We start from the raw sequence: 15692 nt of genomic DNA on the forward strand, positions 1-15692 counted from the left end.
CTCAGTCGTCCCATTCGGCTTCGGCGGGCAGCGCCTTGAGCTTGGCCACCGGCGAGAACAGCACCAGCAGCAGCGACGCGGTGAACCCGGCCGCGGTGACGAACAACGTGGCGCGCAACCCGATGAGGTCGCCCAGCCAACCCCCGAGCAGCGCGCCCAGGGGCATGGTTCCCCAGGTGAGGAACCGGATCGCGGCGTTGGTCTTGCCGAGCAGGTGCCGCGGCGTGACGGTCTGGGTGAGTGTGGCGAGGTGGATGTTGCCGATCGTCGTGCCGATCCCGCCGAGCAGGAACGAGCCGAACAGGATCGCCACCGCCAGGACCGGCGGCCCGCCCGCGAGCGGGGTCAGCGCCTGGGCGAAGGACCCGATGCCGAACCCGATCACGATGGCCGGCCCCGGCCCGTACCGCTTCCCCGTGCGCACCGCGAGGAACGCGCCGATCAGCCCGCCGACCGCGCCGGTGGCCAGGATCAGCCCCAGGGTGGCGCTGTCGGAGCCGATCTCCCGGATCACGAACAGCGGGAACACCGTCTGCATCGCCATGAAGAACATGTTGTTGAAGCCCGCGCGGAACGCCGTGACCTTCAGATACGGGTTGGCCACGACGAACCGGAACGACCCGGTGATCTCGGCGATCACGTTCTTCTTCTCGGCGGGCTTCGGCCGGACTTCCTCGGGCGCCTTGACCATGAGCAGCGCCACCGCCGAGAACAGGTGGATGGCGGCGTTGGCGACGAGCGTCGCGGGCACCGACAGCACCTGCATCAGCAGACCACCGAGGCCGGGTCCGCCGATCCTGGCGACCTGCCCGCTGCCCTGGATGTGGCTGTTGCCCTCGGCCAGCCGCTCCTTGGGGATCAGCGCGGGCAGATACGTCGACGAAGACAGGTCGTAGAGCACGGCCAGCGCGCCGATCACGAACCCGGCGACGTACAGCTTGGTCAGGGTGAGCAGGTCGAGGAAGAACAGCAGCGGCACGAGCCCGAGCAGCGCGGCCCGCGCGAAGTTCGTCAGGATCAGGAACGGCCCCGGCCGCACGCGGTCCACCCACACCCCGGCGAACAGCGTGATCAGCAGGTACGGCGCGAACTGGACCGCGTTGAGCAGCCCCGCCTGCCCCGCCGTCGCGTTCAGATCGACCACCGCGAGCAGCGGCAGCGCGAGCGCGGTGACCTGCACGCCGAACCGCGCGACGCTCTCGCCGAGCCAGTACTTGACGAACGCGCCGTCCCGCCACAGGCTCGTCGGCCGGGCCGCCTCGACGGTCATCGGGCCACGACCTGGAACACGTCGTCCTTGATCGCCTGCAGCGTCGCGTAGTCGGCCAGCATGTCGAACTCCGAGCCGGTCATGAACACCCGCAGCGGGCTGCTCAGCAGGTCCTCGGTCGGCCGGATCCGGGCTCCTGGCTGGAGTTTCACCGCGACCGCGTGCACGCTCGGCAGCGCCTCGATCCGGGCGACCGCCGCGGCGTCGACCGCCGCGACGATGCCGTCGGACGCGGTCGTCGTGTTGCACACCATGGCAGCGGCGTTCCTCGTGTAGACGCGGTCGGCGTACTCGGCGAGGAACCGGTCCGGGTGCAGATAGGCCAGCGCGGTCAGGTCGGCCTGGTTGTGGCCGAGGCAGCGGTCGTGGAACCCGGGGTTCATGTTGCCGTTCATCCGCGCGCCGATCTCGACCAGCGCGGGACCGTCAGCGGTCATGATCACCTCGGCGTGTCCCGACCCGTACCGGATGCCCAGCGCGTCGAGCACGGTGTCGACGTAGGCGATCAGCTCAGGCACCGGGTCCTCGTCCGGGGCGAGCAGCACGTCACGGTCGTAGACCGGGCGGCCGTCGGCCAGGATGCGCTTGTGGTAGCGCCACACCCCGCACACGAAGCGGCGGCCGTCGCGGCTCACCGTGTCCACGATGTACTCGGTGCCCTCCAAAAAGGACTGGATCAGCACCTCGGTGTTGGGCTTGCCGTAGATGTCCGGCCCGGACAGCACGGCCCGCGCGGCGGCGGTGATCTCGGCGTCGTCGCCGCAGACGTACACGCGGTCGGTGCCCGCCGAGCTCAGCGGCTTGACCACGACCCGGTCCAGCCGGTTCTCCTTGGCCCACCGGACCAGGTCGGCGGGGTCGGACGACTTGAACTGCCGCGCGCAGTGCACGCCGTGTTCACGCAGCCGCTCGATCATCCGGTACTTGTCGCCGCGCGCGGTCGACAGCGCCGATCCGTTGCCGGGCAGCGCGAGCCGCTCGTTGAGCAGGTCGGCCAGCGGCACCCCGGAGTCCTGCCCCGCGATCACGCACAGCGGCTGGAGCGCCCCGATGCGCGACACGGCGAGTTCGCCGTCGTAGACGATGTTGTCGAGGAACCGCGCGATGTCCGGGCCGGGCAGCGCGGTGGAGATCTCGCTCGCGGCCTGGACGTGCACCAGCCGGACGCCGTGCCGGTCGAACGCGGCGGGCAGCAGGTTGCCGGTGGTGTAGGCGTCCACCACGACCCCAACGGGCGCGGTCACGACGGGCTCCCCGCGGTATCGTGGAACACGCAGCCGACGTGTGAGCCGTCGCCGAGGAACCGGATGTCCTGCGCCCCGCGCGGAATGCCCTTGATGAACGCACCCGTGTAGCCGCGCTCCCCGAAGAACACACCCCAGCTGAGCAGGCACGGCGCCAGCACCAGCGGGTCGGCGTCGTCGACGAAGCGTTCCATCACCGGGGTCACCCGTTCCTGCACGACATACCTCCCGCCCACGGTCTCGGCCAGGCGGCTTTCCCAGTGCGCCTGATCGACCATCCAGCCGGCGGTGATGTCCTGGCCCGCGAAGCCGACGCTGGGCTTGATCACCAGGTCCTCGCGCCGCTCCCGCACGTGGTCGAGCAGGTCGATCGGCTCCCCGGCGCGGGTGGTCTTGTCGGCCCGGAGGGTGCGGGTCCACGGCAGCACCCGGTCGATCACGGCGAGTTCGTCGGCGGTGAACAGGTCCCGGTGGCGGTCCTCGCTGAGCAGGGCCAGGCATTCCTTGATGCCGTAGAGGTCGGCGGCGAACGGGGTGAACAGCGTGGCGGCCCCGTCGCCGACCGCGGCGAGCAGCGGCGCGGCCAGCTCGCGCGACTCCGCGGTGTCGACGAGTCTGCCGAGCTGGAACGTGCGGAACACCTGCTGGACGTGGCGGCCCGCGGCGAAGAGCTTGCCGTCGCGGTACTCCAGCTGCCCGATGTGGCAGGGGGTGACGTCGAACCCGCCCACCGCCAGCCGCTCCAGGAACAGCGTCATGTGGCTGAAGTCGTTGGCTGTTTCGGGGCTGTTGGGCCACTTCACGACCGCCATCGGCAGGCTCGGCGACAGCGACTCGGTCATCGCCACGATCGGGTCGTGGAAGCCGTAGCCGTGCTGGTCGGCGAACACGCCCAGGCGCTGGTCCGCGCGCATGCCCCGGCTCATCTCGGCGACCTCGCAGCCGCCGAGCGAGCTGGTGGTGTTGAACTCCACCATGCGGAACGTGGTCCCGTCGGACATCAGGTCCGCCCGGCCGATCCGCGCGGGCGGCGTGGCCGAGGGCGACCGGAGCACCGCGTCGGCCTGCACCTTGGGCAGCCCCAGGGCCGTGGCCATCGCGGCGGTGTCGCCGCCGAAGAACCGGTCGGGGATCGAGGTCAGCAGGTCGAACATGCCCGCGAGGTCGTGGTCGAGGCGGGCGACGGTCGCCGCGTCGATGAAGGCGGGCCGGTTGAAGATCGGCCGCTTCAGCCAGGCGTGGGTCGACCCGAACGCCTCGTGGGTGGTGTCCACCGAGCGCACGTCGGCGAGGAACGCCTTCGTCGTCGGATTCTCGGACAGGGTTCCCAGCACTAGTGGGTCGCCACCTTCCGTTGCTCACGCCACGTGTAGGGCGTCACTTTCCCGGTGCGGTCATTGCGGTCCAACGTGGACGATCGGGACGCCGACACCGAGTCGGGCTTGTGCGCGGTGATCGTCGTGAGGGCGTAGACCTTGCGCAGCAGGTGCGCGCGCACCGCCGTCGCGGCGGCCGTGCCGAGGTAGCGCACCTCGACCTCGGACGCGCCGGGACCGTCGGCGGTGAGGACGAGCTGCACGTCGGTCACGCCGTCGACCTCCCGCACCACGTCGAGGACGTCGCCGAGGCACAGCATGGTGTTGTGGAACTTGACGCGGTCGTCGGTCCGGCCCAGGACGCGGAACGCGTCGCCCTCGCCGCAGGGGCAGGTCGCGGCGGCCACCCGGTCGCCGAGCCGGTAGCGGACCACCGGCACCGGCCAGCCGTCGCCGGTCCGGGTGAGCAGCGCGCGCTCGTCGTCGGACTCGATCAGCTGGTCCGGCAGCAGGTGCAGCACCCCGGAGTCGCACTCCGGCCTGCTGACGCCGATCACGTAGGTCTCGATCGAGCCGTAGTTGCCCCAGAACCGGCAGCCGGGGAACGCCTCGCTGATCACCTCGCGTCGCGCGGACGTCATCGGCTCGCCCGCCCAGATCACCGTGCGCACCGGCAGCTTGACGCCGTGCGCGATGGCGGCGGCGGCGAAGTCGGCCAGCCCGCTCGGCGCGCCCGCCAGCGCGGTGACCGAGGTGTCGGCGAAGACCGCCGACCAGTCCAGCAGTTCCTCGGCGGACACCGTCCCCATCGGCAGCACGGAGGCGGCGCAGTGCGCGGCGAGGGCGTTGTAGAAGTAGTGCGCGCCCCACAGCCTGCCCGGCCGGAACAGGTTGAGCAGCACGTCGCCCGCGTGCAGCGGGTGCCAGGTGTTCAACAGTCGCGGGATGCCTTGGTGGTGGGCGATGGTGGTGATCTTGATCTTGCCAGTCGTGCCGCCGCTGGCCACCACTTGGCCGCCCTCGGTGGCCGCGATCGTCCGGGTGATCGCGGTGACCTCGGCGGGACCGCACTCGGCCGGGTCGGCCATCGCGGGCGGGCCGCCCAGCTCCGCCAGCCGCGCGGCGGCCGCGGCGACGGCGGCGGGATCGACTCGGCCGATGCGCGTCATGGCTTCCCCGCCACCGTGCGACCGGCCAGCGACCGCGCGACCAGGTCGGCGACCTCGCGGTGGGTCCCGAGCGCCCGCTCCAGCCGGGCGCCGATGTCGAGCAGGGTCGCCTCGGCGTCGCGTCGGCCGACGAGCTGCATCCCCAGCGGCCCGAACTCCTCGGACACGCGCACCGGCTGCACCAGCGCGGGCAGGCCCGCGAAGCTCGCGACCGGCGTGTAGCCGACGCGGTCGGCGTAGTCGGCGTCCCCCGGCTTGGGCAGGGTGGGTTTGCCCGCGCGCTCCACGACCCGCTTGGGCGGCGCGGGGCTCACCGGCAGCAGGAGGACATCGATGCCCGCTTCGTCCAGCAGCGCCGGAAGTTCAACAGCGAACGCGTTCCGTGCCGCCATCAGCTCGGCGCGCCGGGTCACGCTGACCGGGGGTCGCAGCGAGGCGCGCGCGGTCGCCGAGATCGACAGGTCCATCCGCGACTCCACCTCGGCCACCACCTCGGCGACGTCGGCCGCGCACAGCTCCCACGCCAGTTCCCGCACCGCCCAGAGCCGTTCGGGCAGCTCGATCTCGGTGACGACGAACCCGAGTTCCCGCACCGCCTCCGCCGCGTGCCGCACGGCGTCGGCGATCACCGGGACACACGTCCACGCGTTGGCGACGGTCGCGACGACCGGCGGCCGGCCATCGGGCACCGACGGTCGCAGCCGCCGCCACAGCCAGCCGAGGTCGGCGACGGTGCGCGCCATGAAGCCCAGCGCGTCCTGGCTCGGCGACACGGGAAGCACGCCCGCGAGCCGGGTCGGGTCCCACGTCGTGCGCAGGCCCGCGACACCGCAGTTCGTCGCGGGCCAGCGGGTCGAGCCGAGCACGTCGGTCGAGAGCGCCAAGTCGCTGATCCCGGCCGCGACGGACACCGCGGAACCGGTGCTCGACCCGCCGGGCGACAGCTCCGGGAACGCCGGGTTGACCGCGATCTCGGGCGGGCCGATGTTCAGTTCGGTGGCGTAAGCCTTGCCCACCACCGCGAGCCCGAGCCGCTGGACCCAGCGCACCACCTCGGCGCTGGTCGACGGGTAGTGGCGGTGGGTCAGGTGGCCGAGCCCGGTCGGCATCCCCGCGACGTCGACGGTGTCCTTGACCGAGATCGTCACCGCGGCGTGGTCGACGTCCCGGTCGACCCACGTCATCGCGCGGGTGACCCGGTCGGCGTCGGTGGCCCAGCGGCGGCGGACGTCCCGCCATTCGTCGCGGCTCAGCCCGGCGGCGGCCACGGCCGCGTCGCGGTCGACGACCCCGCCCAGCAGCAGCGGCAGCCTGGTGTGGCCGGGACCGCCCAGCGTCTGGTCGAGGTAGCTGGTCGCGGCGGCGGCGGTCATCGCGCAGCCTTGGCGTCGAGCTGGCGCTCGTAGGCGCTGAAGCGGGTGCCGATCACGTGGTAGAGCAGGTCTTCCGGGCACAGCAGGCGGGACACGGCGCCGTCGGCCTCCAGCTCCGACAGCCACAGCTCGCCGGTCGCGGTCTCCAGGAGGTCGATGCAGAGGTAGGACAGGTCGAGGCGCTCGGTGGCGAGCTTGACCAGGTCGTGCACCCGGGGGTCGATCGTCTCGCGCACCGAGAACGAGCCGCCGCGGGTCACGTTGGCCACGTGCGATCCCTTGCGGGGCCTGCGGTCGAGGATCGCCACGATCTGGGAGTCCACCGCGACCACCCGGATGTCGCTGACCACCTCCGGGAGCTGCGGCTGGATCACCACGCCCGTCGCGCTGCCCGACGCCAGGCCCAACAGCGAGTCCAAAGTGGACCGGTCGGCGCACGGCACGCAGCCCTGCCCGCCGCTCCACGACGTGGGCTTGACGAACACCGGGAACCAGTCGTCCGGCACGACGCGGGCGGTGTCGAAGCGGTGCACGTCCCGATCGGCGGTGATCCGCGCGGTCGGGATCGGCGGGACCGGCGAGTCGGCGAACGCGGCGACGGTGGCGAACTTGTCGTTGAGCAGCGTCGCGGCGTCGAGCGGGATGGGCAGGTGGAAGCCGAGTTCGCGCAGCGAGATCACCAGCGAGACGCCGGTCCACAGGTCGACTTTGTGCGTCGGCCCCGTCCGCACGCCATAGACGATAATGTCGCGGTCCGGCGACAATGGCTCGTCGCGCCAATAGGCGACACCGTCGTGGCCAATGGCGATGTGATCGGGCGCGGCCACCCCGAAATCGAGCCCGACCCGATCCGCCGCGGCCCGGTAGTCGACCCAGAACTCGCCTTCCTCATACCGGCGCAGCATCTCCGAACTACGGTCGGGGAAGACGTAGAGAATTCGCCGACGAGCCATGAGCCACCTATTCGTCTGCTGGTCCAGCGGCACTTCGCCGTGTGACACACCCAGAATCGGCCACCGTGCTTAACGAACGCTTAAATTCGCCACAAATTGGACATATCGCGGCCCGAAAGTTCTTAATCGCGATGGACTGCCCGTTGATCGCGCTGTTAGCGTCGCGGCGAGACAACCGCGGAATCAATCTGTCGGGGGAATGAATGATCTGGCACCACGAGGACCGCACCGCGACGCTGCGCACCGCCCGCCAGGAGATCGGAAACCATTCCGAGGCGACCCCCGACTCGGGTTTCTATCAGCGCAAACTGGCCGACGTGTGGGCCAGGGCGGCCAAGTCGGCGGCGTACGCGGGCATCGGCGAGTACTCCGCGGCCGCGTTCGCGGCGCTGCCGGTGACCCCGCGCGAGGCGCTGAAGGCCCGCCCGCTCGACTTCGCCACCGTCGCACCGGGCGAGGGGCTGCGGTATTACGAGACCACCGGCAGCACGGGCGTGCCGACCCCGACGCCGCGCCTGGCCGAGGACATCATCTGGAACACCGTGTCCGTCGCGCACGCGTGGCAGTCGGTGCTGACGGCCGAGGACCGGGTGATCAGCCTGCTGCCGTCGGACGTCGTGCCCGTAGGCGACCTCGTCTCGCAGGTGTGCGACTACCTCGACATCGCCCACGTGCGCGCCTACCCGTTCGCCACCGGCATCTGCGACTGGGACCGGCTCATCCAGCTGTGGCGCGGGTTCCGGCCGACCGCGGTCTTCCTCGCCCCCGGTGTCGCGCTCCAGTGGACGCGACTGGTCAAGCAGCGCGGGCTGCTGGCCGAGCTGAGCGCCGACGTGCGCTCGCTGCTGCTGCTCGGCGAGGTCAACACCGCGCCGTTCCGCCACCGGCTGGGTCGCTGGTGGGACGCCGCGGCGTTCGACGCGAGCTACGGCAGCACCGAGACCGGGACGCTGGCGAGCACGTGCGCGGCGGGCAACCAGCACCTGCTCCCCGCCGCGACGTTCTTCGAACTCGCCACCCCGGACGGGCTCGTGCCCATCGGCGAGGCCGCGGAAGGCCAGCTCGTGGTGACCCCGCTCAACGCCTACGCCCGCCCGCTGCTGCGGCTCAACACCGGCGACACCGTCTCGATCGGCGCGGACTGCCCGTGCGGGCGCGCGACGCCGCTGGTCACCGTGCACGGCCGGGTCAGCGACGGCCTCAGCGTGCGCGGCGTCGCCTTGGCCGCCCGGGGTGTCGAGGAGGTCGTCTACGGCTCGACCGAGGCGACCGGCTACCTGATCGAGGTCGACGCCGACGGCGGGTTCGCCCGGCTGCTGCTCGAACGCGACGTCGACGCCGCGCGCGCCGCCGAACCCGCGCAGGCCGAGGCGCTGCAGCGCGCGTCCCAGGACCGCCTCGACGTGCGCTGGGACCAGGTCGCCTTCGTCAACACGCTGCCGGGCAACACCAAGAGCGGCGCGTCGCAGAAGAGTTGGAAGCGGTCGAACATCCGGATCCTGGAGAACGTGTGACGCTCATCGAGAACGGTGTCGGCACCGGCGACGCCGACCTCTGGTGCACCTACGCCGCCACCCGCACGATGGCCTGGCTCGGCCGGGTCGACCAACTCGCGGGCCGCGACGGCACCGTCGAGTACCTGCGGTCGCGGCAGAACTCCGACGGCGGTTACGCGTGGGCCAAGGGCATGGTGTCCGACGCCTGGGCCACCTTCTACTGCACGCAGGCCATGCGCGACATCGGCGCCGAACCCGCGCGCACGGACCGGACCGCCCGCTGGCTGCGCACGACGTGGTCCGGGCAGGCATACGGCATGCTGCCGGGCCAGCACCCCGACGTGTGGGCCACGCACTTCTCCACCCGCACCGTCACCGCGGTCTGCGCCGAGCCGGTGCCGGACGCCGCCGCGCTGACGGCGTGGCTGCGGTCGCTGCAGTGCGAGGAAGGCGGCCTGTGCTGGACCCCGTCGGACGCCGACCGCGGCAACGTCGACGTCCGCGCCTGCTACTACGGCGTGATGGCGTGGCGCGCGCTGGCCGCCGAGTCGGCCGAGCCGCCGCCGTGGGACGTGCCCAAGCTGGTGGCCTGGCTGCGCGGCCAGCAGGACCCCAGCGGCGGGTTCCGCTTCGCCGAGTCGGCCGATGTCCCGTGCCTGTGGGCGACGTATCGAGCGGTCGGCGCGCTGGCCGCACTCGACGCCGCGCCCACCGACCCCGCCGCCTGCGTCGCGTGGATCATGCGACTGCGCGGCGCTTCCGGCGCGTTCGTCCGCTGGGCGGGCTACGACGTCGAGGACGTGTGGGCGTCGTTCTGCGCGGTCGGCACGCTCCGCCTGCTCGACGTGCCCCTCGCCCCAGTCGCCGACGCGGTGGCCGCCCGACTGGACGAACTGGCCTGCCCAGGCGGCGGCTTCACCTACCGGGAACCCGCCGCGGCCGCCGACGCCCTCACCACGTCCGCGCTGGTCCTGGCCGGTGACATCGACCCGGCCCGCCGCGCGGAACTGCGGCGCTGGCTCGAACACTGCCAGATGCCCAACGAGGGCGGGATCATGTATATGCCGGGCCGCGGCAGCGAGGTGCGCTGCACCCTGTGGGCCCTGGCCGCGGGCGCGTTCGGCGACGACCCGACCGCGCGGGCCAGGATCGCCCGCTGGATCGGCGACCTGCAGAACCCCGACGGCGGCTTCGGCTCGTGGGAGGGCCGCGGGTCCGACATGGTGTCGACCGCCTCGGCCGTGGAGATCCTGCGCCTGCTCGACGCGCCCCCGCGGTCCACTGTGGATACCGCCCGCCTCGCCCGCTTCGTCCAGTCCTGCTCGACGGCCGCGGGCCACGGCAACGTGCCGGGAGCCGAACCGACCCTCCGCGCGGGCCTCCAGGCCGCGCGCGTCCTGTCCGCCCTGGGCGAGAACGCCCCGATCGCCGACCTGCTCGACCGGCACCGGGTGCGTGGCGGTGGCTTCGCCAACGAGGGCAACCGCCTGCCGGACCTGCTGTCGACGTTCGAATCAGTTCTGGCCGCCGACCGCGCGGGCCTGCGGATCGACACCGAACACGCCGAACGCTTCCTCCGCAGCGTCGACCGCCCCGGCGGCACGGCATGGACCCCACTGACCCCGGACGCGGGCGGCCCACTCGCCGACTGCGCCGGAACCCTCCTGACCGCCCGACTCGCCGGCGACCGCACCGACCTCCCCGCCCTCGCCCTGTCCTGAGCCGGAGCACCCACGCCGTCCTAAAAGGACCACCATGCCCACCATCACCATCGCCACCGCGGCCCTGTCCGCCTCCCGAAGACGCGCCATCGCGCTGAAGATCACCCGGTGGCTGACCGACCGCGGGGTCGCGGCCGGGCACGTCGTCGTCCGGTTCGAGGAAGCCGACGGCGGCATGATCTTCACCGGCGGCTGGCCCGTCGACGCGCTGCCCGTCACCCCCGGCGAACTCCACCACGCCTCCGTCACGGTCTGCGTCGGACCGCAGCGAGACGAGGACTTCCGCGCCGACCTAGCCGCGCACATCGCCGACACGCTCGGCCGCACCGACAACACCGCCTTCTTCTACCTCGAATTCCGCACCACACCACCGAGTGAGGTCTACGTCGCGGCGGCGGGTCCGCTGCGCCGGACCGACCTGCTCGCCAAGGAGGGAACACCATGACCGAGGACCTGCGGACCCGGCTGCGTGCCGTGCTCGCCGCCCGACTGGGCGAGGGGTTCGCCGCCGTCCCCGACGACGCCGACCTGCGTGACGCGCTCGGCGACGGCTACGACAGCCTCACCGCGATGGAGTGCATCACCGCGGTCGAGGAGGAGTTCGGCCTGGAGGTCGACCTCGTCGGCGACGACATCCGGCACTGGTTCAGCTCGGTCGACCGCATGCACGTCTTCGTCACCGACCGGCTGGAGGACGCCGCCGTGCTCGGCGGACGCAGATGACCGCGGCGTTCGCCACCTCGGGCACCACCGGCGAACCTGTCACCTGGCTGCGGACCGAAGCCCAGTTGGCCGCCGAGGTCCGGCTGCTCGCCGACCTGGTCGGCGACATCGACCAGGTCGTCTCCTACGCGCCCCCACACCACCTCTACGGCAGGCTGCTCGGCGTCGAACTCCCCCGCACCCTGGGCATCCCAGCACTGTCCGCTTGGGACGATCCACTCGCCCTGCCCCAGCTCGACCCCGACGCGCGCCACCTCATCGTGTGCGTCCCGTCGACCTGGGTCCTGCTCCGCAAACACCTGCCCACTCTCGCCGAACGCCGGATCGTGGCGACCCACAGCACCGCGCGCACCACCAAGGCGGTGTACGACGTCGCGGGAGCGCTGTCCGGAATCGAGATCCTCGGCTCGACCGAGACCGGCGCCGTCGCCACGCGCCTCATCGACCCGGTCACCCGCGACCAGGCCGACTGGACGCTCCTGCCCGACGTCGACCTCGCCGCGCACCCGACCCAGTTGCGAGTACGCGGCCCGCGCATCGGCAGGCGCCCCGACGAGCCACAGCCGACGGAGTGGCTCATGCCCGACCTGATCACCAAGACCGGCGAACGCACGTTCCGCCATCTAGGCCGGTCCAACCTGGTCAAGGTCAACGGCAAACGCTGCGACCTGTCCTCGATCGAGACCTCGCTGCGCGCCGACCTGGCGGTGGAGGTCGCGTGCGTCGCGGTGGTCGACGACATCCGCGGCGAGCACTACGACCTCTACTACACCAGCGACACGCTCACCCCGGCCGACATCCGCACGCGGCTGGCCGCGCACGGCGACATCCCCGGCCCGCGCACGGTCCGCCAAGTGGCCGAACTCCGCCGATGAGCCTCGCGGCACTGCTCGCCCAGAGCGCGTGGACCAGCCGGATCGACGCGACCCCGGCCGAGTACGCCCGGATGCACGCGAGCCGGGCGGTCCTCGCCGCGCACGAGGGCGACGTGTACGGCCTGACCCGCGGCTTCGGCCCGCTCGTCGGCTACGCGGCCGACCCCGACCGGCGGCGCCAGGGCCTCGGCCTGGTCCGGCATCTCGCGGTCGGGCAGGGCGACGCGCTCCCGCCGCGGATCACCAGGACGATGGTGTGGCTGCGGCTGCGCGGTATGGCGGCGGGCCACTCCGGCGTCGACCCGGCCGCGTGGCGACAGCTCGCCGACCAGTGGAACGCGGGCTTCACCCCGGTGGTCCCGCGCGACGGCAGCCTCAGCGCCAGCGGCGACCTGGTCCCGCTGGCCCACGCCGCGCTCGCCGCGGGCGGCGACGACTCCCAACTCGCCTGGCGCGGCTCGGCGAAGGTCCCGGCGGCGGAGGCGCTGTCCCTGCTGGGAGTCCCGGCCGTCGCGTGGGAAGCCCGGCTGGCGCTGGCCTTCGTCAACGGATCAAGCGCTTGCCTCGCCGTCGCCATGCACAACCACCATGAACTGGAAGCGATCACCCGCCTCGCCGCGCGCACGACCGGCAGACTCGCCGCCCTGCTCGGCGCCGACCCCGCGCCCTACAGCGACGCGCTCAACCAGGTGCGCAACCAGCGTGGCCAACTCCAAGCCGCGGCGTGGATCCGTTCGGAGATCCCACCCGGCCACCACCGAGCACCGGGAAGGCCACTGCAAGAGCGCTACTCCCTGCGCTGCGCTCCGCAGGTCCTCGGCGCGGTGCTCGACCAACTGCGCGTCCAAGGCGAATTCCTCGCGCGCGAAGCCGAGGGCTGCACCGACAACCCCGTCATCGCCGGCGGACAGATCCTGCACGGCGGCAACTTCCACGCCGCCCCGGTCGGGCTGGTCAGCGACGTCCACGCGGTGTGCGCGCACCAGGTGGCGCTGCTGATGGAACGCCAGCTCGCCCTGCTGGTCGACCCGGCGTCGAACGGCGGCCTCCCGCCGCTGCTGACCCCGAACCCCGGTGGCGACAGCGGCCTGGCCGGGGTGCAGATCGCCGCGTCGTCGCACCTGTCGCGAATCCGGCAGCTGGGCTATCCGGCGTCCATGACACCGATCCCGACCAACCTGGAGAACCAGGACCACACCCCGATGGCGCTCAACGGCGCGACCACCGTGTCGGAGATCCTGACCAGGCTGCGCTGGATCGCGGGATCGCTACTGCTGGCGACCGCCCAGCTGACCCACCTGCTCGGCGTGACCCCGCCGAGGAACAGCCTGTGGGCCGAGTTGGGCGCGGCCATCCCGCCACTGGACCGCGACCGTCCACTCGCGACAGCCGTCGTCGCGGCGGCCGAGCTGGCGCTGCCGGCAGAAGACCGTCAGCCCACGGTCACGCCAGGCCACGCGATGAGCTGAATGGGGGCGGAGAGTCGCACGATCTCCGCCAGACGCGTCCGCAAGTCCTCCGGGACCCCGAACGCCGCCGGACGCGCGGCGGCGCTCAGGTTCGGTCTCTCCACCGACAGCCACTCCCGCGCGCTGTCCGCGTCGGCGAAGCGCGGCACCGGCGTCTCGCCGACCTGGGCGCGCTGCGGCAGCACGGTGCTCAGCGCCGCGTTCGCGTGGGACAGATAGTGCTCGACAAGCCTGCGCACCGCGGCGTCGCACTCGGCGGGCTGGTCGACCGCGCGGCTGACCATGCCGGAGTACTGGCGCACGAGGTCGTGCATCTGGAACCGGTGCCGCCTGCGCTGCTCGACGAGATTGCGGTCGAGCAGGCTCTCCAGCACGATGCCCGCCGCCTCCGGCGTGGCGTCGATCAGCGCCGCGGCGGCCTGCACGTCGACATCGCGGCCCGGCACCAGGCTCAGCAGCCGGAAGACGCGCTTCTCGAAGTCGGGCAGCGCTTGATAGGACGCGCCGAAGGCCCGGTCGACGCTGCGGTTGCCGACCGACAGCTCGTCCAGCCGGACCCGCTTGTCCAGGCGCAGCACCAGTTCCTGCACCGGCCACGTCGGCCGCTGCCGCAGCCGGGACGCCGCGAGCCGGATCGCCAGCGGCAGCCGCCCGCACAGCCGGACCACCTGCGACACCGAGTCGTCCCCCGCGGCGACGGCCGCGTCGCCGACGATCCGGGTGAACAGCTCGATCGCCTCGGCGGTGCTGAGCACGTCGAGGGGAATGGTGTGCGCGCCGTCCACGCCCGCCAGCGTCGTCCGGCTCGTCACGATCGCCAGGCTGGGCGAGTCGCCGGGCAGCAGCGGCAGGATCTGGCCCGCGTCCACGGCGTTGTCCAGCACCACGACCATCTGCCGTGACGCCAGTTCCGCCCGCCACCGCGCGGCGCCGAGCACCGGATCGGCCGGGACCTCGGGCGCGCCCAGCATCCGCAGCATCAGGCCGAGCGCGTCGGCCGTCGCCACCGGGGCGCGGTCCGGGGTGTAGCCGTGCATGTCGATGAACAGCTGCCCGTCGCCGAACAGCGACCGCAGCCGGTGGGCCAAATGGACAGCCAGCGCGGTCTTGCCCACCCCCGCCATGCCGGTCAGCAGCACGACGGTCGACCCGCGGCCGCCCGCCCGGGCGATCTGCTCGACGCGGGCCACTTCGCGCTGTCGCCCGGTGAAGTCGGCCAGGTCGCGCGGCAGCATGTTCGGCCCACCTGGGCGCACGGTCCGACTCGGCTCGGCGCGTTCGCCGATCACCTTGCGGTGCGCGGCCTGCAGGCCCTGGCCAGGGTCGACCCCAAGTTCGTCGCGCAAAAGTCTTCGCGCCCGCAGGAACGTCTCCGACGCCTCCGCGCCTCGGCCTTCGCGCGCCTGGGCGAGCATCAGCTGCTCATGAAAGCGTTCCCGCAGCGGGTTCTCGGTCGTGAGCTGGACCAGCCTGGACACCAGGTCCGGGGTGCCGCCGAGGCGCAGTTCGAGATCGTTGAGGGTCTCCCACGCCGTCATCCGCTCCTCGGCTATCACCGGCTCGACCTCGCGGTGCAGCAGGTCGGAACCGATGCCCGACAGCGGGACGCCCCGGAAGAGTCCCAATGCCTGTCTCAGCAGGCCGATCCCGACCGTCGGGTCGACCCGGTCCGCCCTGGCCACCAGCGACCGGAAGCGGAACAGGTCAACCGATTCCGGGTCGACATCCAGGACATAGCCGTCGCCGCGGAAGGTCAGGTCCACGTTCGGCAGCGCGGCCCGCAGTTGCGACACATAGACCTGGATCGCGCCGAGCGCCGACTTCGGCGGCTCGCCATCCCACACGACGTCCACCAGGCGGCTGCGCGACACCAGCCGCCCCGGTTCGAGCAGCAGGGCGGCCAGGAGCCTGCGCGGCTTGCGCGACGGGTGCTTCCACCGCACCCCGCCGATCCTGACGTCGATCTCGCCTAACAGTAAGAACTCGACCTCCGGCGTCGCATGGCCGCCCCGTGTCATCGCGCTCGTCTCCTCGTCGTCCCCGTTCGGCGAGTGGTCACCTCAGGCCCGCCGCCGGACCGGGG

Annotated in this window: 13 protein-coding genes; 6 read left to right on the forward strand and 7 right to left on the reverse strand. The window is 72.2% G+C overall.

The genetic code is table 11. From position 1 onward, the window contains the following. Nucleotide 1: 1 nt before the first annotated feature. From ACSHT8_RS15000 to ACSHT8_RS15025, 6 genes are read right to left on the reverse strand one after another with little or no spacing between them, the layout of a single operon-like run. On the reverse strand, nt 2-1270 hold the full coding sequence (locus ACSHT8_RS15000; protein WP_436501654.1) for an MFS transporter: 1269 nt from the start codon (nt 1268-1270) through the stop codon (nt 2-4). Further along, nucleotides 1267-2514 (reverse strand): ATP-grasp domain-containing protein, encoded by a 1248-nt coding sequence (locus ACSHT8_RS15005; RefSeq protein WP_436501655.1) that lies wholly within the window; start codon nt 2512-2514, stop codon nt 1267-1269. The genes ACSHT8_RS15000 and ACSHT8_RS15005 overlap by 4 nt, the downstream gene beginning before the upstream one ends. After that, complete coding sequence (locus tag ACSHT8_RS15010; protein WP_436501656.1) at nt 2511-3848, reverse strand: hypothetical protein; 1338 nt, start codon at nt 3846-3848, stop codon at nt 2511-2513. The genes ACSHT8_RS15005 and ACSHT8_RS15010 overlap by 4 nt, the downstream gene beginning before the upstream one ends. After that, nucleotides 3848-4999, reverse strand: coding sequence for an AMP-binding protein (locus ACSHT8_RS15015; RefSeq protein WP_436501657.1), 1152 nt, complete (start codon nt 4997-4999; stop codon nt 3848-3850). The genes ACSHT8_RS15010 and ACSHT8_RS15015 overlap by 1 nt, the downstream gene beginning before the upstream one ends. Continuing rightward, on the reverse strand, nt 4996-6372 hold the full coding sequence (locus ACSHT8_RS15020; RefSeq protein WP_436501658.1) for an amidase family protein: 1377 nt from the start codon (nt 6370-6372) through the stop codon (nt 4996-4998). Before ACSHT8_RS15020 ends, ACSHT8_RS15015 begins: the two co-directional genes overlap by 4 nt. Continuing rightward, nucleotides 6369-7325 carry an ATP-grasp domain-containing protein gene (locus tag ACSHT8_RS15025; protein ID WP_436501659.1) on the reverse strand — a complete coding sequence of 319 codons (957 nt, stop codon included), beginning with the start codon at nt 7323-7325 and terminating at the stop codon, nt 6369-6371. The genes ACSHT8_RS15020 and ACSHT8_RS15025 overlap by 4 nt, the downstream gene beginning before the upstream one ends. A gap of 203 nt (nt 7326-7528) precedes the next feature. On the opposite strand from ACSHT8_RS15025, the gene ACSHT8_RS15030 reads away from it, so the two are divergent. From ACSHT8_RS15030 to ACSHT8_RS15055, 6 genes are read left to right on the forward strand one after another with little or no spacing between them, the layout of a single operon-like run. Further along, entirely contained in the window at nt 7529-8839 is a 1311-nt protein-coding gene (locus ACSHT8_RS15030) for a phenylacetate--CoA ligase family protein (RefSeq protein ID WP_436501660.1), read from the forward strand. Continuing rightward, a complete protein-coding gene (locus tag ACSHT8_RS15035; protein WP_436501661.1) occupies nt 8836-10542 on the forward strand; it encodes a prenyltransferase/squalene oxidase repeat-containing protein in 1707 nt (568 codons plus the stop codon). The genes ACSHT8_RS15030 and ACSHT8_RS15035 overlap by 4 nt, the downstream gene beginning before the upstream one ends. Nucleotides 10543-10576: 34 nt before the next feature. Continuing rightward, on the forward strand, nt 10577-10987 hold the full coding sequence (locus ACSHT8_RS15040) for a hypothetical protein (protein WP_436501662.1): 411 nt from the start codon (nt 10577-10579) through the stop codon (nt 10985-10987). Then, on the forward strand, nt 10984-11265 hold the full coding sequence (locus ACSHT8_RS15045; RefSeq protein ID WP_436501663.1) for an acyl carrier protein: 282 nt from the start codon (nt 10984-10986) through the stop codon (nt 11263-11265). Before ACSHT8_RS15040 ends, ACSHT8_RS15045 begins: the two co-directional genes overlap by 4 nt. After that, on the forward strand, nt 11262-12140 hold the full coding sequence (locus tag ACSHT8_RS15050) for a hypothetical protein (RefSeq protein ID WP_436501664.1): 879 nt from the start codon (nt 11262-11264) through the stop codon (nt 12138-12140). The genes ACSHT8_RS15045 and ACSHT8_RS15050 overlap by 4 nt, the downstream gene beginning before the upstream one ends. Then, entirely contained in the window at nt 12137-13609 is a 1473-nt protein-coding gene (locus ACSHT8_RS15055) for an aromatic amino acid lyase (RefSeq protein ID WP_436501665.1), read from the forward strand. Before ACSHT8_RS15050 ends, ACSHT8_RS15055 begins: the two co-directional genes overlap by 4 nt. Here ACSHT8_RS15055 and ACSHT8_RS15060 read toward each other — a convergent pair. Beyond that, nucleotides 13573-15627 carry a BTAD domain-containing putative transcriptional regulator gene (locus ACSHT8_RS15060; RefSeq protein WP_436501666.1) on the reverse strand — a complete coding sequence of 685 codons (2055 nt, stop codon included), beginning with the start codon at nt 15625-15627 and terminating at the stop codon, nt 13573-13575. The genes ACSHT8_RS15055 and ACSHT8_RS15060 overlap by 37 nt on opposite strands. Nucleotides 15628-15692 lie beyond the last annotated feature (65 nt).

It is taken from the genome of Actinokineospora sp. HUAS TT18 (assembly GCF_051364635.1).
Lineage (GTDB): Bacteria > Actinomycetota > Actinomycetes > Mycobacteriales > Pseudonocardiaceae > Actinokineospora.

What these genes read in the sequence shown, in the direction of transcription:
- ACSHT8_RS15000 (WP_436501654.1), bottom strand. Translation starts at nt 1,270, where the DNA reads ATGACCGTCGAGGCGGCCCGGCCGACGAGCCTGTGGCGGGACGGCGCG.
- ACSHT8_RS15015 (WP_436501657.1), bottom strand. Translation starts at nt 4,999, where the DNA reads ATGACGCGCATCGGCCGAGTCGATCCCGCCGCCGTCGCCGCGGCCGCC.
- ACSHT8_RS15020 (WP_436501658.1), bottom strand. Translation starts at nt 6,372, where the DNA reads ATGACCGCCGCCGCCGCGACCAGCTACCTCGACCAGACGCTGGGCGGT.
- ACSHT8_RS15025 (WP_436501659.1), bottom strand. Translation starts at nt 7,325, where the DNA reads ATGGCTCGTCGGCGAATTCTCTACGTCTTCCCCGACCGTAGTTCGGAG.
- ACSHT8_RS15030 (WP_436501660.1), top strand. Translation starts at nt 7,529, where the DNA reads ATGATCTGGCACCACGAGGACCGCACCGCGACGCTGCGCACCGCCCGC.
- ACSHT8_RS15040 (WP_436501662.1), top strand. Translation starts at nt 10,577, where the DNA reads ATGCCCACCATCACCATCGCCACCGCGGCCCTGTCCGCCTCCCGAAGA.
- ACSHT8_RS15045 (WP_436501663.1), top strand. Translation starts at nt 10,984, where the DNA reads ATGACCGAGGACCTGCGGACCCGGCTGCGTGCCGTGCTCGCCGCCCGA.
- ACSHT8_RS15050 (WP_436501664.1), top strand. Translation starts at nt 11,262, where the DNA reads ATGACCGCGGCGTTCGCCACCTCGGGCACCACCGGCGAACCTGTCACC.
- ACSHT8_RS15055 (WP_436501665.1), top strand. Translation starts at nt 12,137, where the DNA reads ATGAGCCTCGCGGCACTGCTCGCCCAGAGCGCGTGGACCAGCCGGATC.
- ACSHT8_RS15060 (WP_436501666.1), bottom strand. Translation starts at nt 15,627, where the DNA reads ATGACACGGGGCGGCCATGCGACGCCGGAGGTCGAGTTCTTACTGTTA.